The organism is Pseudonocardia nematodicida, assembly GCF_040105385.1.
In the GTDB taxonomy this organism is placed as follows: Bacteria; Actinomycetota; Actinomycetes; order Mycobacteriales; family Pseudonocardiaceae; genus Pseudonocardia; species Pseudonocardia nematodicida.
In genome coordinates this window covers 132,110-158,552 of sequence record NZ_JBEDNQ010000005.1, presented here as the reverse complement: position 1 = coordinate 158,552, position 26,443 = coordinate 132,110, and the positions used below count along the sequence as shown (strand labels likewise).

Below are 26,443 nucleotides of genomic sequence, written 5' to 3'. Positions count from 1 at the left end.
GGGGTCAGCTGGCGGCGGCGTCGGTCTCGCCCGCGGACCCGCCGTCGCCCGAGCGGCGGCGGGACCCGCCGCGGCGACGGCGACGGCGCGGCGTGGCCGAACCCTCGGGGCCGGAGGCGTCACCGCCGGCCTCGCCGGCCGGGCCGGCCGTGGGTGCCTCGGACGCGCCCGAGGCGCCGGACGCGTCCGCCGTGCTGCCCGAACCGGCCTCCACCGCGACCCCGCCGCGGGACCGGGTGCGCTTCCGGTTCCGGTTGCGGCCCGGACGACGACCGTCGCCGCCGTCCCCGTCACCCTCCGGACGGCCGCCGGTGCGGGAGCCGCGCCCACCGCCGCGCTGCTTGCGGGAACCCTGGTGGTCCCCCTCGCTGTCGATGTACTCGGCGTCCAGCCCGGCCCGGGTGCGCGCCGACAGCGGGAGCCGCCCGGTCGCACCGGAGGCGATCTCCAGGTCGGAGAACAGGTGGTCCGAGGTGGAGTAGGTCTCCACCGGCTCGTCGATCCCGAGGTTCAGGTCGTCCGAGATCATCTTCCAGCGGGGCATCTCGTCCCAGTCGACCAGCGTGACGGCGACGCCCTCGCGGCCGGCCCGGCCGGTCCGGCCGATCCGGTGCACGTAGGTCTTGGCGTCCTCCGGGCACTGGTAGTTCACGACGTGCGTGACGCCGGTGACGTCGATGCCGCGGGCCGCGACGTCGGTCGCGACCAGCACGTCGACCTTCTCCGCCCGGAACGCGCGCAGCGCCTGCTCCCGCGCGCCCTGGCCCAGGTCGCCGTGCACCGCGGCCGCGGCGAACCCGCGCTCGGCGAGGTCGTCGGCCACCCGCTGGGCGGTCCGCTTGGTCCGGGTGAAGATCATCGACAGGCCGCGGTCCTTGGCCTGCAGGACCCGGGTGACCAGCTCGACCTTGTCCATCGCGTGCGCGCGGTAGACCAGCTGCTTGGTCCGCTCGTGGATGGAGCCCTGGTCGGCCTCCTCGGCGCGGATGTGCGTCGGCCGGGTGAGGAACGCCCGGGACAGCTGCACGATCGGGCCCGGCATGGTCGCCGAGAACAGCATCGTGTGCCGCTCCTCGGGGAGCATGCGCAGGATCCGCTCGACGTCGGGCAGGAAGCCCAGGTCGAGCATCTCGTCGGCCTCGTCCAGGACGAGTGCCTTGACCCGGCCGAGGACCAGGTGGCGCTGCTCGGCCAGGTCGAGCAGCCGGCCCGGGGTGCCGACGATGACGTCGACGCCCTTGCGCAGCGCCTCCAGCTGAGGCTCGTAGGCGCGGCCGCCGTAGATCGCCACGACACGCACGCCCAGGTTCTTGCCCGCGGCGGCGATGTCCCGGGCGACCTGCACACAGAGCTCGCGGGTCGGGACGACGACCAGCGCCTGCGGGACGTCCTTGGTGCGGTCGGCGGTCTCGCCCTCGGCGGTGGCGGCGGCGCGCTCACCGGGCGGGGTGATCCGCTGCAGCATCGGGACGCCGAAGCCCAGCGTCTTGCCGGTGCCGGTGCGGGCCTGGCCGATGACGTCCTCGCCGTCCAGCGCGAGCGGGAGGGTCAGCTCCTGGATCGCGAAGGTGCGGACGATGTCGTTCTCGGCGAGCGCCGTGACGATCTCCTCGCGGACGCCCAGTTCCGCGAAGGTCGGGGGGAGCTTCTCGCCGCCGGGGTTGACGACCCCGAGCGGGGCCTCGACGGGGGTGATGCCGGTGTCCAGGAAGCCGGGATCGGCTTCGGGGGCGTCGGCGGGTTCTGTGGAGCTGTCGGACACGGACAGGGTGATCGCCTCTCTCCGCGCACAGGAGCCGGGGGCGGGATCATCGACCACTCCGGTCCGCGGGGGACGGGCGGGAGAGCCGCCGAGGCGCTGCGCGCACCAGTTCGGGTGCGGATCCCGGTGAGTCGTGGCGGTCGTGACGGCGGTTCCGGCACGTCCCGCCCGTCCCGTTGCCCGGTCCCCGCGCGGTGGGCACGTCGGCCGCAGATCGGCGACGTGCTGAGCATGCATCCTACCCGCAACGAGGTGGTGTGACGACGAGCGGGCGCCCGGCGCGGCGGTGAGGTTTCTCGCTCGCGGGAGCCGAACGGTCGACCGGAGAGTGGCCGACGTCTCGTGGTGGACGTGGTCTAAGCGCGTAGATTGCCGATCTACGCGCTTAGACCCCCGACGGAAGTGGGACAGAACTCGTGCAGCAGGACGGTGTCGTCGTGGTGATCGGCTCGATCCACGAGGACCGCTTCTCCTACGTCGACCGGTTGCCCGCACCCGGCGAGACCGTGCTGGCCGGCTCGTCCGCCCGCGGGGTCGGCGGCAAGGGCGCCAACCAGGCCATCGCGGCCGCCCGGCTCGGCGCCGGCGTCATGATGGTCGCGAGGGTCGGCGACGACGAGGCCGGGCTCGCCGCCACCGCCGAGCTGGCAGCCCGTTCGGTCGTGGTCGACGCGGTCGGCCGGGTCCCGGACGAGGCGACCGGGTACGCCGCGATCACGGTCGACGCCGCCGGGGAGAACACGATCGTCGTGCACTCCGGGGCCAACCGTGCGCTGGGTCCGGACGCCGCGGGACGGGCCGTCCGGGGACTGGCCGCCGACCGGCCGGCCGTCGTCGTCTGCCAGTGCGAGATCCCGCCCGCGACGGTGGCGGCGGTGGCTGCCGCGACCGGTGACCCGCACCGTTTCCTGCTCAACCTCGCCCCGGCCGTTCCGGTCGACCCGGCGACGCTGCGGCGCGCGGACCCGCTGGTGGTCAACCTGGTGGAGGCCGCGCAGCTGGCCGGCCGGCTCGGCGTCGTAGCCGGGGACGACCCTCGGGACCTGCTCGCCGCACTGCGCCGGTACGCGCCCGCCGTGGTGATCACCCTCGGCGCCGGCGGCGCCCTGGTCGGCAGCGGCACCGGCATCGAGCACGTGCCCGCGACCCCGCCGTCGGAGGTGGTCGACACCACGGGTGCGGGGGACGCGTTCGTCGGTGCGGTCGCCGCCCGACTCGCTGCCGGCGCGACCCTGCCGGACGCGGTCCGGGCCGGTTGCCTCGCCGGCTCGGTCGCCGTCTCGCGGCGGGGGACGACGTCGTCCTACCCGGACGCGTCCGACCTGGACGCCCTCGCCGCGGCGGGTGACCGTGGGTAGGCGGGGCCGGGTGACCCAGGCCGACGTCGCCCGGGCCGCCGGCACCTCCACCGCGGTGGTCAGCTACGTGCTCAACGAGGGGTCCCGCCCGATCTCCGCGGCCACCCGGGAGAAGGTCCTGCGGGCCATCGAGGAGGTCGGCTACCGGCCCAACGGCGTCGCCCGCGCGCTGGCCTCCGGCTCCACGCGCACCCTCGGCCTCGTCGTCCCCGAGCTGGCCAACCAGTTCTTCGCCACCCTCGCCCAGGCGCTGGAGGCCGAGGCGTCCCGCTACGGCCTGGTCCTGCTGCTCGGCGACTCGGCCGAGAGCGTCACCCGGGAGCGGGAGCTCGTCGAGACCTTCGTCGCCCGCCAGGTCGACGGGCTGGTCTACGTCGGTGTCGGCCCGCACGACGCGGTGCAGGTCGCCACCGCCGCGGGCCTGCCGGTCGTCGTGCTCGACCGGGCCGCCGACGACGAGCGCGCCGCCTCGGTCGTGATCGACAACGTGGCGGGCGCGCGGACCGCCACCGAGCACCTGCTCGGGCACGGACGCCGGCGGGTCGGGGCGCTGCTGGGGCCTGCGGACCTGCCCACCTCCCGCGCCCGGCACACGGGCTGGCTCGACGCGCTGACCGCCGGTGGCGTGCCGGCCGACGACCGGTACCTCCGGTGGGCCCCGTTCACCCGGGCCGGCGGGCACCGGGCCGGACTCGACCTGCTCGGCTCCGGTCCGGTTCCGGACGCGCTGTTCGTGGCGAGCGAGGACCAGGCGCTGGGCCTGCTCTGCGCCGCGGCCGAGCTGGGCGTCGCGGTGCCCGGCGACCTCGCCGTCGCCAGCTTCGACGGGACCGAGGCCTCGCGCTTCTCGGTCCCGCCGCTGACCACCGTCGCGCCCCGGTTCGACGAGCTCGCCCGCCGGACCATCGACCTGCTCCGGGCGGGGGCCCCGGCCCCGGGGGCCGAGATCTGTGCGTCCGACCTGGTGGTCCGGGCGTCCTGCGGCTGCCCGTGGCCCCCGCCCGCCGCCCCCGTTCCCGCACCTTCCACCGACGAGAGGTGATCCCCGTGAGAGCCCGACTCCTGCGACGCGCCGCTGCCGCCGCGGCCGGACTCGCCGTCGTCGCCGGCTGTGCCGCCGCCCCGGCCGGCGACGGCCCGGAGACGATCGTGTTCCTGAACCCGCACGCCGGGGCCTACGACGCGGTCATCGCCGAGTTCGAGGCCCGCAACCCGGACGTCCGGGTCGAGCAGCAGAGCGTGCCGTTCGACCAGATGGTGTCCCAGACCCAGGCCCGCCTCGCGTCCGGCGACACCAGCGTCGACGTCGTCTCGGTCGACCCGCCGCGGCTGGCCGGTATGGTCGCCCAGGGTTTCCTCACCGACGAGAGCGCGTCGGAGGACCTCCTGGAGTCGACCTCGAGCCAGGTCGGGATCAACTCGGTGACCGTCGACGGCCGCCCGTGGGCCTACCCGCTCTGGACCAGCGACGCCTTCCTCTTCTACAACCGCGACGCGCTCACCCGGGCCGGCGTACCGCTCCCCGGCCCGTCGGACGCCGACCGGCTCACCTGGGACCAGGTGCTCGACGGTGCCCGGAAGGTCTCCGAGGCGGGCACCGCCCGGTACGGCTTCGGCATCGAACAGGTCGACCGCTACTACGCACTGCAGCCGATCCTCGAGTCGATGGGCGCCGGACCGGGACTGGAGGGCCCGGACGAGCTGACCCCCGCGGTCGACACGGAGCAGTGGCGGCAGTTCGCGCACTGGTACCGCGACCTGTACGCCGACGGCCTCGCCCCGCGCGGTGTCGACCCGGGTCAGATGCCCGAGCTCTTCGCCTCCGGCCAGGTGGGGTTCTTCCTGACCGGGGCGTCGGGCATCGGCCGGGCCGCCGGCAGCGACCTCGCCGGGAACTGGGGGATCGCCCCCGCGCCGTACGCCGCCGGCGGGCCGGTGGTGACGCCGACCGACTCCTGGGGCGTCGGCATCAGCGCGTACTCGGAGAAGCAGGAGGCGGCGCGCCGGTTCGCCCGGTTCGTGACGCTCGACCCTCAGGGCGTGATCGCCGCGTCCCAGGAGATGACCCTTCCCCCGGTCGCCACCGCCGCGATGCCGGCCTACCTCGACTACCTCGACGAGGTGGCGCCGGACGAGACGGCGGGGGTCGGTGAGCTGCTCGAGACGGACCTGGAGCGCTACGCCCGGCACCGGCCGACCAGCGTCGGCTACGTCCAGTTCGAGACGACCATGAACCGGGCCTTCGGCGACCTGCGCAACGGGGCCGACGTCGACGCGGTGCTCGCCGGCGCGCAGGCCACCCTCACCCGCCAGCTCGACCGGCAGCGCGAGCTCGCCGGCGACCGCTGACCGCTCCCCGACCCCGAGCTCCCCGAATCCGACAGGAGTATCACCGTGGCCACTCCGCTCCGGGAACCCGCTCCCGCGCGGGAACGCACAGCGGGCCCCCCGACCCCGTCGCCCCGCCGGCGTCGCACGTCGCGTGACGTGTGGACGGCGGCGCTGTTCTTCCTCGCGCCCGCCGTCGTCGCGCTGCTCGCGCTGCGGATCATCCCCACGCTGTCCGCGGTGGGGACCTCGATCCCGTTCGGGACCGACCGCGCGCTGCTGTCCAACTTCAGCTACATCTTCAGCGACCCCGACTTTCTCGGCTCGCTGCGCGTGACGCTGCTGTTCAGCCTGGTCGTCAACCCGATCCAGATCGGGCTGGCGCTGGCGCTGGCCGTGCTGCTGACCAAGAAGCTGCCCGCGGTCGGGCTGTGGCGGACGCTGATCCTGCTGCCGATCGCCGTGCCGCAGGCCGTGTCGGCGATCATCTGGCTGGTCCTGATGCGTCCGGACGGCCCGCTCAACGGCGTCGCTAACGCGCTGGGCCTGCCGTCGGTCCCGTGGCTGGTCAGCCCGGACGTGGCGCTGGCCTCGATCGTGATCGTCTGCTCGTGGGTCGGGGTCGGCTACTGGATGACCTTCCTGGTCACCGGGATCCGGGACATCCCGACCTCGCTCTACGAGGCGTCGTCGATCGACGGGGCGAACGGCTGGCAGCAGTTCCGCTCGATCACCCTGCCCGGGCTGCGTCGCCCGCTGCTGTTCGTGCTGGTCGCCGACACGGTGTCCAACCTGCTGATCTTCGCGCCGGTCCGGGTGCTCACCCAGGGCGGCCCGCAGGGCTCCACGAACATGATCATGTACGACATCTCCGAGCGGGCCTACACGCTCGGCGACACCCAGGCCGCGTCCGCCGGGACGCTCGTCCTGGTCGCGATCGTGGTCGTGATCGTCGCCATCCAGTTCCGCCTGCTGCCCGGGAAGGACTGAACCGTGGCCGAACACGCGCTGCGGCGGGAACGCCGCACCGGAAACCTGAGCCTGATCGTCGCGGTACCGGTGGCGCTGGTGTCCATCGCCCCGCTGCTGTGGGCGCTGATCTCCTCGCTGCGCGCCGGCGACGAGATCTTCGCCCACCTCTACCCGCTGACCTGGCGGACGGTCGTCCCCGAGTCGGTCTCGCTGGACAACTACGTCGCGGTGCTCACCGGACCGTTCGCGATGTCGCTGGTCAACTCGGTGATCGTCGCGTTCTTCAGCGTGACGATCGGACTGTTCGTCGCCGCGATGGCCGGGTTCGCACTGGCCGCACTGGACTTCCCCGGCCGCGGCGCGGTCTTCGCGCTGATGGTGGTCAGCTTCCTGATCCCGTTCGAGGCGATCGCGATCCCGCTGTCGACGTCGTTCCGGGACTGGGGGCTGGCCAACACCTACGCCGGGCTGATCCTGCCCGCGATCGGCAACGGACTGTCGATCTTCCTGCTCCGGCAGTTCTTCCTCGGCATCCCGACGTCGCTGTCCGAGGCGGCGAGGCTGGACGGCCTCTCCTGGTTCGGCGTGTTCTGGCGGATCTACCTGCCGCTGTCCAAGGCGCCGCTGGTCGGTGCCGGGCTGATCCTGTTCGTGTTCCAGTGGCAGTCGTTCCTGTGGCCGCTGCTGATCGCGCCCGCGCCCTCGGTCCGGGTCGCCCCGGTCGCGATCGCCGACTTCGCCCAGGAGGCCGGGGTCGACTACGGCCAGATGTTCGCCGGGGCGATCCTCGCCTCGGCCATCCCGCTGATCCTGCTGCTGATGTTCCAGCGGCAGTTCACCAACTCGCTCGCGTCGTCGGGCAGCAAGGAGTGACGGTCGTGCCGACCAAGGTGATCATCGACTGCGACCCCGGAAACGGTGTCCCGGCCACCGACGTCGACGACGCGCTCGCGCTCGGTCTCGCGCTGGCGTCGCCGGAACTGGACCTGACCGCGGTGACGATCGTCGACGGGAACACCCCGCGCGACACCGGGTTCGCGTGCGCCCGGACCCTGCTCGAGGCGGCCGGCTCGCCGGGGATCGGCGTGCACACCGGAGCCGCACACGCCCTGCTGGAGCCGCTCGCCCCGTGGGCCGACCGGCGCGCGAGGAAGCGCGACTCGCCCGAGGCGTCCACGCTGTGGGAGGGCGTGCCCGGCCCGGACGCGCACGACCCCGGCCACCGGCACGACGCGGCCGCGGAGATCGCCGCCCGGGTCGCGGCGGCGCCGGGGGAGGTCACGCTCGTCGCGATCGGGCCGCTGACCAACATCGCGCACGCGCTCGCGGTGCACCCCGGCCTGGCCCGCGACGTCGCCCGCATCGTGATCATGGGCGGTGCCTTCGACGTACCCGGCTACCTGCAGGAGCTCAACTTCGGGATGGATCCGGAGGCGGCGCGGGTGGTGCTGGCCAGCGGCGCGCCGATCACGCTGGTCCCGCTCGACGTCACCGCGACGACGTCGCTGCGGCTGCCCGACCTGGACCGGCTCGCCGGCCGCGGCGGGCCGCTCGTCGACTACCTCTGCCGCACCACCGCGCCGTGGATCCGTTACTCCGAGCAGGTCCGGGGCAACGACGGCTGCCGGCTGCACGACCCGCTGGCCGTCGCGCTGCTGCTCGACCCCGACCTCGTCGAGACCGAGGAGCGGGTGGTCGACGTGCAGGTCGACGGCCTGACCCGCAGCCGCCCGATCGGCTGGCGGCCCGGCTCGCTGGTGCTGCACGCCGGGCTCGACGTGCCGGACCGGGCGCCGGTCCGGGTCGTCACCGGCGTCGACAACGCCCGCCTGGTCGACCTGGTCGTCGACACCCTGACCCGTTCCTGACCTGGCACCGCCCCCCGCGAGAAAGGACGCAGTCTCATGGCCGAGGTCTGCTACCGCAACGCCTCCCGCATCTACCCGGGCACACCGCCGGTGCACGCCGTCGACGGGCTCGACCTCGACATCGCCGACGGCGAGTTCCTGGTCCTGGTCGGTCCGTCGGGGTCGGGCAAGTCCACCGCCCTGCGGATGCTGGCCGGGCTGGAGGACGTCGACGCCGGCAGCGTCCGGATCGGCGACCGTGACGTCACCGAGCTCCCTCCGAAGGACCGGGACATCGCGATGGTGTTCCAGAACTACGCGCTCTACCCGCACATGACGGTCGCGCAGAACATGGGCTTCGCGCTGAAGCTGTCCCGTAAGCCCCGCGACGAGGTGCGGCGCCGCGTCGAGGAGGCCGCGGGACTGCTCGACCTGGTCCCGTACCTGGACCGGCTGCCCAAGGCGCTGTCCGGCGGCCAGCGCCAGCGGGTGGCGATGGGCCGGGCGATCGTCCGCGAGCCCTCGGTGTTCCTGATGGACGAGCCGCTGTCCAACCTGGACGCCAAGCTGCGGGTGGAGACGCGGGCGAACATCGCCGCACTGCAGCAGCGCCTCGGCACCACCACGGTCTACGTGACCCACGACCAGGTCGAGGCCATGACCATGGGCGACCGGGTCGCGGTGCTCAAGGACGGGCTGCTGCAGCAGTGCGACTCGCCGCGCCGGCTCTACGACCGCCCGGGCAACGCCTTCGTCGCCGGGTTCATCGGCTCGCCCGCGATGAACCTGTTCACCGCGACCCTGACCGCCGACGGCGCCCGGTTCGGCGACGCCCCGATCCCGCTCACCCGCGAGGTCCGTACCCGCGCCGGCGAGCTCGGGCTCACCGAGGTGCTCGTCGGCGTCCGCCCGGAGAACCTCGCACCGGCCGGGGCGGACGAGCCCGGCATCGAGCTCGCGGTGCAGCTCGTCGAGGAGCTGGGTGCCGACGCCTACGTCTACGGCCGGCCGCCCGGCGACCAGGACGGCAAGCCGGTGGTGATGCGGACCGACGGGCACACCGACGTCCGCACCGGCGGCACCGTCCGCGCCGTGGTCCGCGACCCGGGCGCGGTGCACGCCTTCGACCCCGGCACCGGTGACCGTCTCGACGGCGCTCCGCGCTCGTGAGTGGTGATCGCTCCTCAGGACCGCAACGACTCACGAGCCCGGAGGGCCCCCGGTTAGGGTGGCGGTCATGACGACCGATGCCGGCACCGAGGTCCCCGCCGGCGGACCCGCCCCGGTGACCGTCGAGCTGCTCGGGGTGCTGGCCTACGGCGAGCTGTCGGCGTTCGACCGGCTGGCCGAGGACGCCCGGGCGGCCCCGACGCTGACCGGCCGCGCCCAGCTCTCGGCGATGGCCGCCGCGGAGATCGGGCACTTCCGGCTGGTCGAGGACCACCTCGGCGGCGCCGGTGTCGCGGTGGCCGACGCGATGGCGCCGTTCACCGCGCTGATCGACAGCTACCACGCCTCGACCGCGCCGCGGAGCTGGCTGGAGTCGCTGGTCAAGGCCTACCTGGGCGACGGCCTCGGCGCCGACTTCTACCGCGAGGTCGCCGGCTGGGTGGATCCGGCGACCGGTGAGCTGGTGCGCCGGGTGCTGGCCGACACCGGGCACTCGGCCTTCGCCGAACGCGAGGTCCGGGCCGCCTGCGAGGCGAACCCGCACCAGCGCGACCGGCTCGCGCTGTGGGGACGCCGGCTGCTCGGCGAGGCGGTCACGCACGCCCAGCGGGTGGTCGCCGAGCGCGACGAGCTGGCCGAGTTCATCGTCGGGGGCTCCGGTTCGGGCGGCGTGGCCGGTCTGATCAGGACCGTGCAGGCGGCGCACGGGAAGCGGATGGGCAGGCTCGGGCTGAGCTGAGCTCGCCGGAGCGGACATCGGCGCCGCGCGGTTCTCGACTAGCCTGGCGCCCGCACGAAGTGAGGACGTGAACGGATCGGGAGGTCCAACCGGTGAAGGTCAAGATCGGCATCGCGGAGACCCCGCGGGAGCTCGTGGTGTCCAGCGACCAGACGCCGGACGAGGTGGCCCAGCTCGTGAGCGGGGCGATGAAGTCCGACGAGGGGCTGCTGGACCTCACCGACGATCAGGGGAACCGGTTCGTCGTGCCGGCGCGGCGGATCTCGTACGTGGAGATCGGCCCGTCGGAGGAGCGCAAGGTCGGGTTCGGCCTGGGCGGCTGAACGACGTCCCCGGCGGGCCCGGTCTCCTGCGGGAGCCGGGCCCGTCGTGTGTGCGGCCCGGGCGGTCCGGGGGGAGTAGCCGGTCATGCGGCGACGTCGCCCGTGTACCCCTCGGCGGCGGGGCGCGGGTCAGGCTCCGCCCGCGGGGTCGGGAACCGCACGCAGCGGTGTGGCGCCGGAGGTGGGCGCCCCGACCCCGGCGACGCCCGCCATCCCGTCCCAGATGAGGGCCGAGAGGTAGCCGGTGAGCGCCTCCCGGCTCATCGTGCGCCGCTCCAGCCACCACTCGCCGGCCGACTGCACCATCCCGACCAGCCCGTGCGCCCAGACCTCGGCGCCGCCCGAGTCGCGGCCCGCGGCCCGCACCCGCTCGCCGATCAGCGTGGCGAGCAGCGCGCCGATCCGCCCGCGGACGTCGGAGACGATCTCCGCGCCCGGCGCCGGTTCGGCCGGGTTCGCGACGACGAACCGGTAGAGCTCCGGCTCGTCCTCGATGCCGTGGAGGAAGGCGTCGATGACCGCGGCCACCTGCTCGACCGGCTCGGCCCCGGCCGCGAGCACCGGGTGGACGCGTTCCATCAGCATCTCGGCGGCCTGCTCGCCGACCGCGCGCTGCAGGTCGGCGCGGTCGGCGAAGTGCCGGTAGAGCACCGGCTTGGTGATCCCGGCCGCGGCGGCGATCTGGGCCACCGACACGCCTGGCCCGTGCTCCCGCACCGCCTCGATCGCGGCCGCGACCATCTCCGCGCGTCGCTGCGCGCGGCGCTGCTCGCGCGCGTCGGTCCTGCGGTCCTGGGGCATGTGACCAGTGGTAACGGCTACCCCCGGTAGCCACAAGCGGGGCGGCACTGACCACGCCCCGGTGTCCCGGCCTCGCACCCCGGGAGCGTTCCCGCACCGGGTTCAGCCGGTGCGGGGTCACTCTGCAGGGTGCGGGAACCGGGCCGGGGTGCGACTCGACCCGATGGGGCGACGTGGCGGGCGCGCGGCCGGCGGTCCGCCGCGCGATGCTGTCGTGATCGACGCTGTCGTGATCGATGCCGTCGTGATCGGCGCGCTCGGCGCCGTGTCGACCGGAGGAGGGCGATGAGCAGGCAGGTCGTCACCCGGGACGGGACCGGGTTGCACGTCCGGGAGTCCGGTCCGGCCGCGGCCGCGGTGACCGTGCTGCTGGCGCACGGGTGGACCCTCGACGAGCGGTGCTGGGCACCGGTCGCCGACGCGCTGGTCGGCTCCGTCCGCACCGGCCCGGTCCCGCGGGTGCTGCGCTACGACCACCGCGCGCACGGGCGGTCCGACGACACGCCCGGGACCTCGATGACCGTCGAGCAGCTCGCCGACGACATGGCCGAGGTGATCGCGCAGCGGGCGCCCTCGGGGCCGCTGGTGCTCGGCGGGCACTCGATGGGCGGCATGACGGTCATGGCGCTGGCCCAGCGGCACCCGGAGCTCGTCGCGTCCCGGGTCGCCGGGGTGGCGCTCGTCGGCACCGCGAGCGGCGGCCTCGGCGCGGCCGCGACGCTGGGGATGAGCGGTCGTCCGGCGGAGCTGTTCCTCGTCGGCCGGGAGAAGGTCACCGACAGTCCGTTGTGGACCGGGCGGGCGGAGCTGACCGCCCACCCCGGGGTGCTGCGGCCGGGGGTGGCGCGGCTGCTGCTGGGCCGCCGGCCCGGTGCCGCCGCGGTGCGGGCGACCTGCGAGGCGATCGCGGCCTGCCGCCCGACGACGATCTCCGGCTTCACCCCGACCCTGACCACCCACGAGCGCGACGCGGCGCTGGCCGCGTTCGCCGACCTGCCGGTCGAGCTCATGGTCGGCGCGCGGGACAGGCTCACCCCGCCGCGGTTCACCTACCGGATCGCCGCGCACCTGCCCCGCGCCGCGGTGACCGAGTTCCCCGACGCCGGGCACATGCTCCCGGTGGAACGCGTCGGCGGCGTGACCGCGCGCCTGGCCGTCCTGGTCCGGCACGCCGCCGGCAGCCGCGCGGCGTGAGTGATCGCCGGTGGGTGGGTCAGGCCTGCTCGGCCTCGGTCAGCTTCGGGAACCCGGCGATCCCGCGCCAGGCCAGCGACGCCATCAGCGCGACGGCCTCGTCCCGGGGGACCCGCTGCTCGGAGTCCAGCCAGAACTGGGCCCCGACCTGGCTCAGCCCGACCAGGCCGACGGCGAGCAGCCGGGCCCGGTCCTGGTCCAGCCCGGCGTCGGTGGTCACCGCGCCGGCGACGGCGTCGATGCACCGGTCCAGCGCGCTCTCCACGACCGCCGCGGCCTCCGGGTCCCCGCGCAGGTCGGACTCGAACACCAGCCGGTAGGCACGGCCTTCGCCGGCGACGAAGTCGAAGTACGCCGCGACGGCCGCCTGGACCCGCTCCTTGTTGTCGTCGGTTCGCTCGATGGCCCCGGACACCCGGTCGACGAGCTCCTGGGCGTAGGTCGTCAGGAGCGCCTGGTACAGCTCCAGCTTCCCGGGGAAGTGCTGGTAGAGGACCGGCTTGCTGACCCCGGCGCGCTCGGCGATGTCGTCCATCGCGGCCGCGTGGTACCCCTGGTCGGCGAACACGTCGCGGGCGGCCAGCAGCAGCTGGGCGCGACGCGCACCACGGGACAGGCGTGCCCCCCGTGGCGTGGCGGTTCCGGTCATCGGCCCCCTACCTCTCACCCGGTCTGGGGTCACCCTACCCGCAGGTAACCCGGAAGACGAACGGTGCGTGACCGCGCGTGCCGGGCCTCCCGGAGCCGTCGCGGAGGGCGCCGCCGGAGCCTCCGGAGATGCAGGACCAGACCCGCCACGACGGGCAGCACCCCGGCCGGGGCGACCGGCGCGCCGGCCACCGCCACGACCGCTCCCGCCACGACGACCGCGACCCCCGCGACCAGTCCCGAACGGGTGTGCCCGCGCGCCCGTCGCGCCAGGTCGAGGGCCTGCGCGATCTCGGCCGGGCCACCCCGGACGGCGATCATCGCCGATCCCGCCGGCGCGACCGGCGGCGGGGCCCCGTCGCCGTCGCCGGGGGCCGGGGGCGTCAACGCGATCGCGAGGTCGGCGCGCGCCAGGGCCGCCGGGTCCGCGTCCGGGTCGGCGGCGACCGCCACCGTCCGCCCGCACACCTGCAGCCCCGCGACGGCCGCCGCCCGTCCGGCACCCTCGAGCCCGGCCCGGACCTCGTCCTCGTCGGCCGGGTCCAGCCCCGCCGCGACGGCGATCGCGCCGGCCGGGCCCTCGCCGTCCGGGGTGAGCAGCGCCGGCCGGGCCCCGCGGGAGCGCAACGCGGCCACCCCGTCCGCGGCCTCCCGGTGCGGGGCGCGGTCCAGGGTCAGCACGCCGCGCGCGGTGCCGTCCCAGGCGACCGCGACGACGGCCAGGCCGGTGTCCTCGGCCCGCTCCCGCTCGGTCGCGACCTCCGGCGGCAGGGCGATGCCGTGTTCGAGCAGCCAGTCGGGGGAGCCGAGCAGGACGGCGTGCGCGACGACCGTCGTGTCGTCCTCGGCGGTGATCAGCTCCGCGACCAGCCCGGAGACGCCGAGCCCGGGACGCTCGTCGGCCTCGGCGACCTCCGGCGGCTCCCCGCCGCCGTCCCGCACGGCCGCGGCCAGTGCCCGTCCGACCGGCGCGAGGTCCGACCCCGGGGCGGCGCCCGCCGCGACCGAGGCGGCCAGCCGCAGCACCTTCTCCCGGTCCTCGTCCGTGGCCGGGTGCACCTCGACGGTGCCCGGCCCGCATCCGCCGAGCACGTCCGGCCCGGCCAGCACGACGGTGTCCACCCGGTCGGCGACCGCCGGACCGGCCGGCGCGGTCCAGCCGACCGGGTCCAGCCACTCGACCGGCGACGGGCCGGCGTCGGCGGCCGGGACCGGGCGCAGGGACACCGGCAGCGGCAGCCGGACGGCCGTGCCGCCCGCCCGGTCCGCCGCCCGGACCGCGGCCGGGACCACCGCCAGCAGCGCGACCGGGCACGCCGCGAGCAGGACGGCCAGCGCGGCGGGGACCACCGTCACGACCGGCTCGCCCGCACCGGCCCGCGCTCCGGCGACGGCGACCGCCGCCAGCAGCGCGAACGGCACCAGGCGGGCGCTCCAGCGGTCGGCCAGGGTCCGCAGGCCCGCCTCCGCGTCGGGGGACGGCCCGGCCGCGGCATGGTCCGTGCCGCGCTCCGTGCCGCCGTCCGGGGCCGGCCGGGACCGGGCGTCCTCCCGGCCGGTGCCCCGCACCGCCACGGCCGCCACGGTCAGCACCGCGGCGAGCCCCGGGAGCAGCACCGGGTCCACCGGCGCACCGCCGTCGCCGGCGCTGCTCAGCGCGGTGGCCGGCACCTCCGGGGAGATCGCGCCGACCAGCAGCACCGGGACCGACCAGGCGAGCGCGGGCAGCGTCGCGGCCGAGACCCCGACGTCGGCGGTCGCCTCGCCCCGGCGCAGTGCGCGGGCGGCGGCCCGGTGCCCCGGCGCCCCGGTCACGGCGACGACGGCGACGGCGAGCAGCACCGTCACGGTGATCAGGGCCCAGGTGGCGGCCGTCGGGAGCGCGGGGGTGGCCAGCGCCGCGACCGGCAGGGCCAGTGCCACCACGGCCGCGACGGCCGCGGCCGCGATCGGAGATCCGGTCATCGGTGGTCAGCTCCCCGGCGCCGTCGGGACGGTGAACTCGCAGGACCGCAGCTCGCCACCGGAGCGGTAGTCGAGGAACAGCCGGTAGCTGCCCGGGGCCGGGACGGCCGCCGTGAACGCGACCCCCGGCCCGGCCCGGTCGCCGGTGGAGGCGCCGGTCACGTCCGGGCGGATCGGGAAGCGGGCCAGGTCGCCCTGGCGGACCGCGGTGAGCAGGCCGAACGCGCCGCCGGAGAGCGGCTCGAGATCGGTGACGGGGCGCCCGTCGCGGGCGACGGTCGCGTAGAGCCGGGAGGTCCCGCCGGGCAGCAGCGCCCCGTCGATCCGGACCTGCTGGTCGCTGCCGCCGCACATCCCGGCCCGGTTCTCCTCCGGGAACGAGAACGCGCCGTACGGGCCGGGGACGTGCACGTCGGTACCCAGGTCCAGGGCCGGGCCGCCGGACGGGGTGAACCCGGCGTAGAGCCGCCACACCCCCTCGCCGGGGAAGGTCACCGGGGCCCGCCACACGCCGTCGTCGCCGAGGGTGGCGTGCAGGCGCATGTAGCCGGCGACGTCGCGGCGGATCAGCGCGGCGTCCATCACCGGTGCCCCGTCGGAGTCGGTCTCGTACCGGGTGACCGGCGCGCCGTCCGAGCCGGTCACCGTGAAGGCGATCGCCGTCGGCTCCCGCCACGGGTGCATCAGGCGTCGGGGGGACAGGGTGTAGCCGGCGGCGGTGCTCGTCACCCCGCCGCCCTCCGCGCTCGCGGGCGCGAACGCGCTGCCCGCCGGCAGCACCGGCCCGCCGTCCGGCTCCGCGCTGCTCTCGCCGGCGGCGGCCGGTCCGGTCCCGTCGCCGGTGACCGTGCCGGCGACGCCGCCCGCCGTCCACGCACCGGTGAAGACGAGTACGGAGGCCGCGCCGAAACCGGCCAGCCGGGCTGCGGCCGCGCTCGCGATCCGCCCCATCTGCGTCTCCTCCTCCGGTCGGTCCCCCGTCCGGTACAACGCTCGGAAGCCGATGGTGTTGCGCTCCGTTGTATGTTGATCGCGGCGAGTGACAACTTGCCGAGGTGGGAGTAACGGACGTCACCGGGTGCCGCGACGCCGCCCGCGTCTTGTCATCCTGGTGTGATGTCCGCCGGTACGTCGCTCCCCGTTCATGTCACGGACACCGTTCCCCGTCCCCGTGGCGGCACGGATCCGGCGACGCTGGGCCGGCTGCGGGAGAACCAGGCACCCTGGCCCGGCCGGACCGTCACCTCCGGCGGGGTGTCGCTGCACGTCCGGGAGACCCCCGGACCTGCGCCCGTCGAGGCGCCGGAGGCCGTCTACGTCCACGGCCTCGCCGGGTCGGCGACCAACTGGACCGATCTGGCGGGACTGCTCGCGCCGCGCGCCACCGGGCTGTCGGTCGACCTGCCCGGGTTCGGCCACTCCGAGCCGACCGCGGCCCGCGACTTCACCCCGGACGGGATGGCCGACGCGCTGCTGTGCTGGCTGGCGGGCCGGGGCCGTCCGGTGCACCTGGTCGGGAACTCGCTGGGCGGGGTGATCTGCATGACGGTTGCCGCCCGGCGCCCCGAACTGGTCCGCTCCCTGACGCTGGTCTCGCCGGCGATGCCGGACCGCCGGCCGGACCCGCGGCGGCTGTCGGACCCGCGGATGGCGCTGGCGATGGTCCCGTACCTGGGACGTGCCGCCCGTCGCTCGCTGGCCGCCGAGCCCCTGCGGGAGCGCGCCGAGCGCGTCGTGCGGCTGTGCTTCGCCGATCCGCAGCGCGGCTCGGAACGCCGGCTCGAGGAGCTGATCGCCGAGCACGAGCACCGCGCCACGCTGCCGTGGGCCGCCGAGGCGACCGACGGCGCGACCCGCGGCCTGCTGGCGCTGTGGGCGGGCCGGACGACGTGGACGCGCGCGTCCCGGGTGCGCGCCCCGTCGCTGGTGCTGTGGGGCGGCGACGACCGGATCGTCACGCCCCGGCTCGCCCGCCGCACCGCCGCCGCGCTGCCGGACTCCCGGCTGGTCGTGCTGCCCGGGGTCGGGCACGTCGCGCAGATCGAGCAGCCCGGACCGGTCGCGTCGGCGATCGCCGGGCTGTGGGATTCCTCGACCGGCCCGGGGGAAGATGTTGCGGACACGGGGCGTTGAGTCGTTCCGAAGCCTGAACGCGGGTCGTGCGTGACACGGGCACCGCGAACCGCTGCGACATGCGAACTTCGACAGGAGTGGACGAGATGGCGCTACCGCCGCTGGTCGAGCCGGCCGCCGAGCTGACCAAGGAGGAGGTGGAGCGGTACAGCCGCCACCTCATCATCCCGGACGTCGGGATGGACGGGCAGAAGCGGCTGAAGAACGCCAAGGTCCTGGTCGTCGGCGCCGGCGGGCTCGGCTCGCCGGCCCTGCTGTACCTGGCCGCGGCCGGGGTGGGCACGCTGGGCATCGTCGAGTTCGACGTCGTCGACGAGTCGAACCTGCAGCGGCAGATCATCCACGGTCAGTCCGACGTGGACCGCCCGAAGGCCGAGTCGGCGCGGGACTCGATCCGCGAGGTCAACCCCTACGTCGACGTCCGGCTGCACAACGAGCGTCTCACCAGTGAGAACGTGCTCGATGTCTTCGCCGGCTACGACCTGATCCTGGACGGCACCGACAACTTCGCCACCCGCTACCTGGTGAACGACGCCGCGGTGCTGCTGGGCAAGCCCTACGTCTGGGGTTCGATCTTCCGGTTCGAGGGTCAGGCCTCGGTGTTCTGGGAGGACGCGCCGAACGGGCAGGGGCTCAACTACCGCGACCTCTACCCCGAGCCGCCGCCGCCCGGGATGGTCCCGTCGTGCGCCGAGGGCGGCGTGCTGGGCGTGCTCTGCGCGTCGATCGGCTCGATCATGGTCAACGAGGCGATCAAGCTGCTCACCGGGATCGGTGAGCCGCTGCTCGGCCGACTGGTGATCTACGACGCGCTGGAGACCACCTGGCGCCAGGTGAAGATCCGCAAGGACCCGGAGACACCGAAGATCACCGAGCTGATCGACTACGAGGCGTTCTGCGGGACCGTCACCCAGGACGCGCAGGACGCCGCGGCCGGGCACACCATCACCGTCGGTGAGCTCAAGCAGATGATCGACGCGGGCAAGGACTTCCAGCTGATCGACGTCCGCGAGCCGCACGAGTACGAGATCGTGAAGATCCCGGGTGCGACGCTCATCCCGAAGGACCGGATCCTGTCCGGCGAGGCGCTCGCCGAGATCGCGCAGGACCGCCCCGTCGTCCTGCACTGCAAGTCCGGCGGCCGCTCCGCGGAGGCCCTCGCGGCGCTGCACCGGGCCGGGTTCGCCGACGCCGTGCACGTCGGTGGCGGCGTGCTGTCCTGGGTGAAGCAGATCGACCCCTCGCAGCCCACCTACTGAGGCTCGTGCCGAGGCTCCACGACCGGAGGCCGCCCCCGCACCGCGGGAGGCGGCCTCCGTCGTTTTTGTCCGCTTCCCCTGCTCCGGGCGGGTGATCATCGTCGTTGCCTTCTGAAATGCGAGGGAGTGACCGAAACATCACGCCGGGTAGGTGCGACGTGCCCGTTCGCAGGCCGACGGACGGCCCGCGGAGCCGGGGGTGGTGTCGGTGGAGAAGACCGTGCGCAGGTGTGCCCTGTCAGGGTGCGACGAGCCGATCGAGTCCGTTCCCCGGCGCCCGGAACGCCACTACTGCTCAGCGGCCCACCGCGCCCGGGCCCGGATCCTCCGACGTGCCGCCGCGCGCACCGCCGGTGACGAGGCACCCGAGTCGCCGCACTGGCTCAGCGAGCCGGTCGAGACCCTCGGTGAGCCGCCCGACGAGTCGCGTGAGACTGCCGCCTCCGACAGTGACGCCGGTGGACCGGCACGCGCATCCCGCCCGGCCGCGAGGGCACCGGAGGCCGCTGCGGGCACGCCCGGCGGGCCGGTCGGCCGGAAGCCGGTCACCGGCGCCGGTCCACGCTCCTCCCGACCCGCTGCCGGCGGCCCGCCTCCGCGGCTGCGTGCCCCGCGCACCCTGCTCCGGCACCGTCGTGCCCTCGCGCTGATCGGCGCGACCGCGCTGCTGCTCGGCGGGTACGCCCTGACGACGACGCCGTCGACGGTCGACGGGACCCCGTCCGCGCAGGAGCGCACCGTCGAGGAGTGGGCCGGTGCGGCCCGCGTCGCTCTGGTCGGGATCGAGGAGCAGCTGGAGACACTCGACGGCACCGAGGAGACCTGGCGGCAGGCACCGGTGCCGCACGATCCGGCGACGCCGCCGGCCGAGGTCATCCGGCTCCGGGAGCAGCGCGACACCCTGCTCCAGCAGCGGGCCGCGTTGCAGGCGCAGCTCGAGGCCTACGACTCGCGGCAGGGTGTCGGGGACGCGCTCGCCGTCGCCGAGGCCGAGCTCGGCCAGCTCGAGCGGGTGGTGGCCGAGCTGCCCCCGCCCGCCCGCCGCACCGCCGGCCAGGTCGACGCGGCCCGCACCCTGGAGGAGCAGCGGGACCTGCGGGCACGTCGGCGGGACGCGACCGCGGACGAGCTCGCGGCGCTGGACGCGGCCGTCGACCGGGCCCGCACCGAACCGCTCCCCGGCAACGCGGCCCGGACCGACGAGGTCGCCGGGGAGGTGCTCGCGCTCAGCCGCGGGGAGACCCCGGCACCGCAGGCTCCGGCCGGTCCGCCGGAACGCCCGCACGCGGTGCCGGGGGGCCGGGAGACCGGCGCCGACCGGCCTCGGGACGAAGTCGGTACCAGCGGGCCGCCCGACCCGCGTGGCCCGCGCGACGAGACGGCACCCCGTGCGGAGGGACCGGAGGGGGCATCCGGCCGGGGCCCGGCGGCCCCGCCTGCCGAGACTGCGGCGCCGCCCGCCGGGGAGACCGCAGCCCCGCCGGCTGGGGAGACCGCAGCGCCGCCCTCCGGGGAGGCCCCGGCCGGGCGTTCCGCGGCGCCGGTGGTGGGCGCCGTGGCCGCCGGGCCGGGGGAGGCGCTGGGCGGCGCGGTGGCCGATGCTGCCGAGGGGGCGCGGGCGGTCGCCGCACGCCCGGCGGAGCCGGCTGCGGACGGTCCGGGCGATGGGACGCCCGCCGGGGGTGCGCCGGCCGCAGGGTCGACCGGTGGCGTGTCGGGCGGCACCTCCGGTCCCGCGAACCCGGCGCCTGCGAACCCGGCGCCTGCGAACGCCGTGGCTTCGGGGCCGGTGTCCGAACGGGTGGCGGCGGAGCCCGCTGTGGCGCCGGATCGATCCGTGGGTGACCGGGGCCGTGCCGGAGACGGCCGCACGGACGGCGACGTCGCGGAGGGCACCGATGCCCGCGGTGCGGATCGTGCGGCCGGCGCGGGCCGCGACCGTGCGGAGGACCCCGGAGGCGGGGGCTCGGACCGCGGTCGCACCGACCGTGATCGCGGGGACCGGGCAGGTGCCGGAAGTGGCCGTGGGGAGGCCGGGGTCGGCCGTGGTGGTGACATCGCGGGAGGGGTGGGCCGTACGGGCCCCGGTGACGACATCGGAGATGACACCGGTGAGGGGGCGGGCTCCGGCGACGCGAGCAGGGCTCCGGCCGGCCCGGATGAGGGAACCGACCAACGGTCCGGGACTCGCGATGCGCGTGCCCGGCAGGCCGGCGCGGACGCAGGCCTCCCTGGCGTCGACGGCGGAGCAGTACCGGCGGCCGACCCGGAACGGAACCGGACCGAGGAGGAGGGGACCGGGGCCGTCGCGGAGGAGGTGGACCGGGACCCGGCCGGCGCGGATCGTGACCGGTCCGGAGGGCGGGAGTCCGACCGTGCGGGTGGGGGCGACCGTGACGGCGACGGGGCGCCGGACCGCCCGGCCGGCAACGGGGCGCCGGACCGGTCCGGCAGGGACGGTGCGCTGGATCGGTCGGGCGGCGACGGGGCCACCCCGGGTCGCGGTGCCTCGCTCCACGAGACGGTCCCCGCCACGTTCGCGGGAGCGGTGGCCCGACCGTGGGTCGAGGCGGCGCTGGGCGAGGAGGCCGCGGCACCGGTCCTCGCCGAGGTCGACCGGCAGGCCGCGGACCGGATCGCGTCGCGAGAACGAGGGACCGACGCCTCCCACACCGACGGCGCGGGTGACTCCGCGCGCGGCGACGACCGGGAGCACGGCGACCGCGGCGACCCGCCGCGGGACGAGGGCGGCCCCGACGGACGGCACGGCGAGGAACAGCGCGACGGTGGCGACGAGGAGCACCAGGACGGCGGCCGGCGCGACGGCGGCGACGAGCGACACGACGACGAGGACCGACAGGACCAGCGTGGCGAGGACCGGCAGGCCGACGGTGACGGGGACCGGCAGGGCGACGGTGGCGGGGACCGGCAGAACGACGATGGTGACGACTGGCAGGGCGACGACTGGCAGGACGACGGTGGCGACGACTGGCAGGACGACGGTGGCGACGACTGGCAGGACGACGGTGGCGACGACTGGCAGGACGACGGTGGCGACGGCTGGCAGGACGACGGTGACGAGCACGCCGGTGACGACGGGCAGCACGACGACGGGACCGACTGACCGGCCCGCGCCCCGACGACGCGGCCCACGCCCGACGACCTGGCCCAGCCGCTGCCGAAACGCCGATCTCGCATCCCGTCGCCGCTCGCGCACCGTCCGGAGCACGTGCGGCGTCCCCTCCGGGGTGCGGGGCCGGTTCCGGAACCGAGTGCCGTCCCGCGCTGCGGGCCGGGGCAGGCCGGTCCGGCCCGGCCGGACCGTCCGGCGTCCCCGGCTCTCACCCGTTCGTCGCGGGTTCGATCAGTGACGTCCGGGCGTGGCGCGACCCGGTCACCGCATCGGCGCCGGTACCGTCGCCGCCGTGACCGCAGCCCGCACGCTCGCCACCGCGTCGGCGAGCGCCCTGCCCGAGCACGTCCGCGTCGCTTTCGGTGTGCGCGACATCGAGCCGCGGCCCGTCGTGTGGGCGGGTCAGCGGGCCTGGCAGTGCGGTGAGGTGCTGCTGCGGCCGGTCGCCGACCACGTCGTCGCCGCATGGTCGGCCACGGTGATGGAGAACCTCGAGGTCGACGGCGTCCGGCTGGCCCGCCCGGTGCGGTCCAGCGACGGCCGCTGGGTGGTCGGCGGTTGGGCGGCGTCCCGGTACGTCCCCGGCGCCCCCGAGCCACGGCACGACGAGGTCGTCTCGGCGTCGCTGCGGCTGCACGCGGCCACCTCGACCGTGCTCCGTCCGCGCCTGCTCGACGACCGCGACGACCTGCTCTCCCGCTCAGCCGCGGCCGCGTTCGGGGAGCACAAGCTGGACCTGCACCCGGAGACCGGCGGCGCGTTGTTCAGCGAGCTCGCCGCGTACCGGCGCACCGTCCGGCTCACCCCGCAGGTGGTGCACGGGGAGCTCTTCGGCGCGATGCTGTTCGACCCGCAGGGGCGCCCGGCGGTGCTCGACCTCGTGCCGTTCTGGCGGCCGGCCGAGTGGGCCGCCGCCGTCGTCGTCGTGGACGCCGTCGCCTGGGGTGGCGCCGACGACGACCTGCTGGAGCGCTGGTCGGACCTGGCCGAGTGGCCGCAGTCGCTGCTGCGCGCCGTGCTGTACCGGCTCGCGCTGCACGCGCAGCACCCGGACGCGACGCACGAGTCCATGACCGGGATCGCGCGGGTCGCGGAGCTGGTCGGCCGGAGGCTGTGAGCCCCGAGGCTGTGAGCCACTGACTTCGCCGGCCGTGCTCACACGGCCGGACCGCTCGGTGTGAGATAAGTGTTTCCGCCGTGTCACGCGGCGCCACCCGACGGAAACTGCGGATCCCTACCGTCCTCGGCGACGTGACCGACCGCCCCAGGGAGACGCTTTCGTGACGACCGAACAACAGCCGTCCCGCCGCCTCGGCGGCCGGTGGATCGAGCACTGGGATCCCGAGGACGAGGGCTTCTGGGAGCGCACCGGCAAGAAGATCGCGAGCCGGAACCTCTGGCAGTCGATCTTCTCCGAGCACATCGGGTTCTCGGTCTGGACGATGTGGTCGGTGCTCGTGCTCTTCATGGGCGACGAGTACGGCTTCGACGCGGCCCAGAAGTTCTTCCTGGTCGCGGTCCCCACCCTGGTCGGCGCGATCCTGCGGCTGCCCTACACGTTCGCGGTCGCGCGGTTCGGCGGCCGTAACTGGACGATCTTCGCGGCGGCGCTGCTGATCGTCCCGCTGATCCTGGCGATGGTCGTCATCGAGCCCGGGGTCTCCTACACCACGCTGCTGGTCGTCGCCGCGTTCGCCGGTGTCGGCGGCGGGAACTTCGCCTCCTCGATGGCGAACATCAACGCGTTCTTCCCGGAGAAGACCAAAGGCTGGGCACTCGGGCTCAACGCCGGCGGCGGCAACCTCGGCGTGCCGGTCATCCAGCTGCTGGGCCTGCTGGTCATCGCCACGATCGGCGCCGGCTCGCCGCGCGTCCTGATCGCGATCTACATCCCGCTCGTGATCGTCTCCACGGTGCTCGCCTGGCTGCGGATGGACAACATCGCGGCGATGTCGAACGACACCGGCGCCTTCGCCGAGGCATGCCGGGACCGCCAGACCTGGATCATGTCGTTCCTCTACATCGGAACCTTCGGTTCCTTCATCGGCTACTCCTTCGCCTTCGGTCTGGTGCTTCAGAACCAGTTCGACCGCACCCCGCTGCAGGCCGCGATGGTCACCTTCATCGGCCCGCTGATCGGATCGCTGATCCGGCCCTACGGCGGCAAGCTGGCCGACCGGTTCGGCGGCGCGCGGGTGACGCTCTGGAACTTCGTCGGCATGGCCGTCGCCACCGTGATCGTGATCCTGGCGTCCGGCGCGCAGTCGCTGACGATCTTCACGGTCGGCTTCATCCTGCTGTTCACGCTGTCCGGGATCGGCAACGGCTCGACCTACAAGATGATCCCGGCGATCTTCACCGGCCGGGCCCGGGTCACGATCGCCGAGGGCGGTGACCGGGCGATCGCGCTCGGCACCGCGCGGCGGCTGTCCGGCGCGGTGATCGGCATCGCGGGAGCCGTCGGCGCGCTGGGCGGGCTGTTCATCAACCTGGCGTTCCGCCAGTCCTTCCTCACCGTGCAGTCCGGCACCCCGGCGTTCTGGAGCTTCCTGGTGTTCTACCTGGTCTGCATCGTCGTCACCTACGTCGTCTACCTGCGCCCGCAGCCGGCCCTGGTCGGCCGGAAAGAAGCCGTCGCGCTCGCGAAGGTCTGATGAGTCCGGCGGAACACCGGACCGCCACCCACTGCCCGTACTGCGCCCTGCAGTGCGCGCAGTGGGTCGGCCCGTCCGGCGAGGTGGACGCCCGGGAATTCCCGGTCAACAACGGCGGCATGTGCCAGAAGGGCTGGACGTCCTCTGCTCTGCTCACCCATCCGCACCGCCTGACGAACCCGCTGGTCAGGGACTCGCGCGACGCCGGGTTCGCCGAGACCGGCTGGGACTCCGCACTGGCCCGGGTCGCCGGGCGGCTCGCGGCCCTGCGCGCCGAGCACGGCCCCGACTCGGTCGCGGTCTTCGGCGCCGGCGGGCTCACCAACGAGAAGGCCTACCTGCTCGGCAAGTTCGCCCGGGTCGCGCTGGGCACCTCGCAGATCGACTACAACGGCCGCTTCTGCATGTCCTCGGCCGCCGCCGCGGGCAACCGGGCGTTCGGCGTCGACCGCGGGCTGCCGTTCCCGGTCACCGACCTCGACGACGCCGAGCTGGTCGTGCTGGCCGGCGCGAACGTCGCCGAGACCATGCCGCCGCTGATGTCGCACCTGCAGCGCGCCCGGCTGGTCGTCGTGGACCCGCGGCGCACCCCGACCGCGGAACGGGCGCTCGCCTCCGGCGGCCTGCACCTGGCCCCGCGCCCGGGCACCGACCTGGTGCTGGCGCTGGGGATGCTGCACGCCGCCGTCGTCGACGGGCACCTGGATCCGTCCTACGTGGAGATGCGCACGAGCGGGTTCGACGACGTCTGGCGGGTCGCCGCGCAGTGGTGGCCCGAACGCGCGGAACGGGTCTGCGGGGTGGCCGCCTCCGACATGCGGACCGTCGCGCGGTGGCTGGCGACGACCACCCGCCGCTACGTCCTCACCGCGCGCGGGGCCGAGCAGCACGCGCACGGCGTCGACACCGTGACGGCCTGGATCAACCTCTCGCTCGCGCTCGGCCTGCCCGGTCGTCCGGGCTCCGGGTTCGGGACGATCACCGGCCAGGGCAACGGCCAGGGTGGACGCGAGCACGGCCAGAAGTCCGACCAGCTGCCCGGCTACCGGCACATCGAGAACCCGGCCGCACGGGAGCACATCGCCTCGGTGTGGGGCGTCGACCCGGCGTCTCTGCCCGGCAAGGGACGCAGCGCCGTCGAACTCCTGGACTCCCTTGGCAGGCCCGGCGGCCCGAGGGCGCTGCTGGTGTTCGGCTCCAACGTGCTCGTCTCGGCCCCCGACGCGCGCGCCGTCGCCGAGCGGCTGGACGCGCTGGACCTGCTCGTCGTCGCCGACGTGCTGCCCGGCGAGACCGCGTCGCGGGCCGACGTCCTGCTGCCGGTGGCCCAGTGGGCCGAGGAGGAGGGCACGATGACCAACCTGGAGGGCCGGGTGCTGCGTCGGCGACGCGCGCTGGTGCCGCCGCCGGGGGTGCGCACCGATCTCGAGGTGATCTCCGGGCTGGCCGCCGCGCTGGACGCGCCCGGCGAGTTCCCGGCCGACCCGATGACGGTGTTCGACGAGCTGCGGCGCGCCTCGGCCGGGGGGATCGCCGACTACGCCGGGGTCAGCTACGCCCGCCTCGACGCGGGCGAGGCACTGCACTGGCCCTGCCCCGGCGAGCACCACCCGGGCACGCCGCGGCTGTTCACCGACCGGTTCGCCCACCCGGACGGCCGGGCCCGGATGGTGCCGGTCGACCACGTCGAGCCGGACGAGAACGTCGACGACGGCTTCCCGCTGCGGGCCACCACCGGCCGGGTGCTGGCGCACTACCAGTCCGGCGCGCAGACCCGGCGGGTCGCCGAGCTCGCGGCGGTGACCCCGGAGGTGTTCGTCGAGGTGCACCCGGACACCGCGGCCCGGCACGGCCTGGCCGACGGCGACCTCGCCGAGGTGACCTCGCGCCGCGGGACGACGCGGGCGACGGTGCGCTGCGTGCCGACCCTGCGGACCGACACGCTGTTCCTGCCGTTCCACTTCGGAGGCGAGGGGGCGGCGAACAACGTCACCAACCCGGCGCTGGACCCGATCAGCCGGATGCCGGAGTTCAAGGTCGCCGCGGTCCGGCTGACCCCGGTCCGGGCCCCCGCCACGAACCCCGCTCCGGCCGTACCCGCCGCCGCCCGCACCTGACCCGGTCCCGGGCGCTCGCCCACTCCGACGGCGCTCACCG

Annotated in this window: 21 protein-coding genes; 16 read left to right on the top strand and 5 right to left on the bottom strand. The window is 75.1% G+C overall.

Annotated features, from left to right (window positions below):
• Positions 1 to 4 precede the first annotated feature (4 nt).
• Entirely contained in the window at positions 5 to 1,762 is a 1,758-nt protein-coding gene (locus WIS52_RS13675) for a DEAD/DEAH box helicase (protein ID WP_349298595.1), read from the bottom strand.
• Positions 1,763 to 2,178: 416 nt separating this feature from the next.
• Between WIS52_RS13675 and WIS52_RS13670 the strand changes: the two genes are divergently transcribed.
• The 9 genes from WIS52_RS13670 (at position 2,179) to WIS52_RS13630 (ending at position 10,499) form a co-directional block, all read left to right on the top strand.
• A complete protein-coding gene (locus tag WIS52_RS13670) occupies positions 2,179 to 3,120 on the top strand; it encodes a ribokinase (protein ID WP_349298594.1) in 942 nt (313 codons plus the stop codon).
• A gap of 10 nt (positions 3,121 to 3,130) precedes the next feature.
• Positions 3,131 to 4,162: a LacI family DNA-binding transcriptional regulator gene (locus tag WIS52_RS13665; RefSeq protein ID WP_349298593.1), complete on the top strand. Its 1,032-nt coding sequence runs from the start codon at positions 3,131 to 3,133 to the stop codon at positions 4,160 to 4,162.
• A 5-nt stretch (positions 4,163 to 4,167) separates the two neighbouring features.
• Entirely contained in the window at positions 4,168 to 5,469 is a 1,302-nt protein-coding gene (locus WIS52_RS13660) for an ABC transporter substrate-binding protein (RefSeq protein ID WP_349298592.1), read from the top strand.
• A 45-nt stretch (positions 5,470 to 5,514) separates the two neighbouring features.
• On the top strand, positions 5,515 to 6,438 hold the full coding sequence (locus WIS52_RS13655; protein WP_349298591.1) for a carbohydrate ABC transporter permease: 924 nt from the start codon (positions 5,515 to 5,517) through the stop codon (positions 6,436 to 6,438).
• 3 nt (positions 6,439 to 6,441) lie between these two features.
• Positions 6,442 to 7,293 (top strand): carbohydrate ABC transporter permease, encoded by an 852-nt coding sequence (locus WIS52_RS13650; RefSeq protein WP_349298590.1) that lies wholly within the window; start codon positions 6,442 to 6,444, stop codon positions 7,291 to 7,293.
• Positions 7,294 to 7,298: 5 nt separating this feature from the next.
• Positions 7,299 to 8,288 (top strand): nucleoside hydrolase, encoded by a 990-nt coding sequence (locus tag WIS52_RS13645; RefSeq protein ID WP_349298589.1) that lies wholly within the window; start codon positions 7,299 to 7,301, stop codon positions 8,286 to 8,288.
• 36 nt (positions 8,289 to 8,324) lie between these two features.
• Positions 8,325 to 9,437, top strand: coding sequence for an ABC transporter ATP-binding protein (locus WIS52_RS13640; protein WP_349298588.1), 1,113 nt, complete (start codon positions 8,325 to 8,327; stop codon positions 9,435 to 9,437).
• Between the two features lie 67 nt (positions 9,438 to 9,504).
• Positions 9,505 to 10,176 carry a ferritin-like fold-containing protein gene (locus WIS52_RS13635; protein WP_349298587.1) on the top strand — a complete coding sequence of 224 codons (672 nt, stop codon included), beginning with the start codon at positions 9,505 to 9,507 and terminating at the stop codon, positions 10,174 to 10,176.
• A 92-nt stretch (positions 10,177 to 10,268) separates the two neighbouring features.
• Entirely contained in the window at positions 10,269 to 10,499 is a 231-nt protein-coding gene (locus tag WIS52_RS13630) for a DUF3107 domain-containing protein (protein ID WP_349298586.1), read from the top strand.
• Between the two features lie 129 nt (positions 10,500 to 10,628).
• Here WIS52_RS13630 and WIS52_RS13625 read toward each other — a convergent pair whose 3' ends face one another.
• Positions 10,629 to 11,300 carry a TetR/AcrR family transcriptional regulator gene (locus WIS52_RS13625; RefSeq protein WP_349298585.1) on the bottom strand — a complete coding sequence of 224 codons (672 nt, stop codon included), beginning with the start codon at positions 11,298 to 11,300 and terminating at the stop codon, positions 10,629 to 10,631.
• A 285-nt stretch (positions 11,301 to 11,585) separates the two neighbouring features.
• Here WIS52_RS13625 and WIS52_RS13620 point away from each other — a divergent pair, with 285 nt between their 5' ends.
• Positions 11,586 to 12,494, top strand: coding sequence for an alpha/beta fold hydrolase (locus WIS52_RS13620; RefSeq protein WP_349298584.1), 909 nt, complete (start codon positions 11,586 to 11,588; stop codon positions 12,492 to 12,494).
• 19 nt (positions 12,495 to 12,513) lie between these two features.
• On the opposite strand, the gene WIS52_RS13615 is transcribed toward WIS52_RS13620, so the two are convergent.
• From WIS52_RS13615 to WIS52_RS13605, 3 genes are read right to left on the bottom strand one after another with little or no spacing between them, the layout of a single operon-like run.
• A complete protein-coding gene (locus WIS52_RS13615; protein WP_349298583.1) occupies positions 12,514 to 13,143 on the bottom strand; it encodes a TetR/AcrR family transcriptional regulator in 630 nt (209 codons plus the stop codon).
• 29 nt (positions 13,144 to 13,172) lie between these two features.
• A complete protein-coding gene (locus WIS52_RS13610) occupies positions 13,173 to 15,107 on the bottom strand; it encodes a hypothetical protein (protein WP_349298582.1) in 1,935 nt (644 codons plus the stop codon).
• Positions 15,108 to 15,113: 6 nt separating this feature from the next.
• Positions 15,114 to 16,058 (bottom strand): hypothetical protein, encoded by a 945-nt coding sequence (locus WIS52_RS13605; protein ID WP_349298581.1) that lies wholly within the window; start codon positions 16,056 to 16,058, stop codon positions 15,114 to 15,116.
• A 165-nt stretch (positions 16,059 to 16,223) separates the two neighbouring features.
• Between WIS52_RS13605 and WIS52_RS13600 the strand changes: the two genes are divergently transcribed.
• The 6 genes from WIS52_RS13600 to WIS52_RS13575 all read left to right on the top strand — a co-directional run bounded on the left by WIS52_RS13600 (position 16,224) and on the right by WIS52_RS13575 (position 26,403).
• Positions 16,224 to 17,240 carry an alpha/beta fold hydrolase gene (locus tag WIS52_RS13600; RefSeq protein WP_349298580.1) on the top strand — a complete coding sequence of 339 codons (1,017 nt, stop codon included), beginning with the start codon at positions 16,224 to 16,226 and terminating at the stop codon, positions 17,238 to 17,240.
• Positions 17,241 to 17,326: 86 nt separating this feature from the next.
• A complete protein-coding gene (gene moeZ / locus WIS52_RS13595; protein WP_349298579.1) occupies positions 17,327 to 18,499 on the top strand; it encodes an adenylyltransferase/sulfurtransferase MoeZ in 1,173 nt (390 codons plus the stop codon).
• A gap of 208 nt (positions 18,500 to 18,707) precedes the next feature.
• The gene (locus WIS52_RS13590) at positions 18,708 to 21,623 is read left to right on the top strand and encodes a hypothetical protein (RefSeq protein WP_349298578.1); all 2,916 of its coding nucleotides are present in this window, start codon (positions 18,708 to 18,710) and stop codon (positions 21,621 to 21,623) included.
• A gap of 301 nt (positions 21,624 to 21,924) precedes the next feature.
• Positions 21,925 to 22,749 carry a TIGR02569 family protein gene (locus WIS52_RS13585; RefSeq protein ID WP_349298577.1) on the top strand — a complete coding sequence of 275 codons (825 nt, stop codon included), beginning with the start codon at positions 21,925 to 21,927 and terminating at the stop codon, positions 22,747 to 22,749.
• 163 nt (positions 22,750 to 22,912) lie between these two features.
• Positions 22,913 to 24,286 (top strand): nitrate/nitrite transporter, encoded by a 1,374-nt coding sequence (locus WIS52_RS13580; RefSeq protein ID WP_349298576.1) that lies wholly within the window; start codon positions 22,913 to 22,915, stop codon positions 24,284 to 24,286.
• Complete coding sequence (locus tag WIS52_RS13575) at positions 24,286 to 26,403, top strand: molybdopterin oxidoreductase family protein (protein WP_349298575.1); 2,118 nt, start codon at positions 24,286 to 24,288, stop codon at positions 26,401 to 26,403. Before WIS52_RS13580 ends, WIS52_RS13575 begins: the two co-directional genes overlap by 1 nt.
• Positions 26,404 to 26,443: the final 40 nt, after the last annotated feature.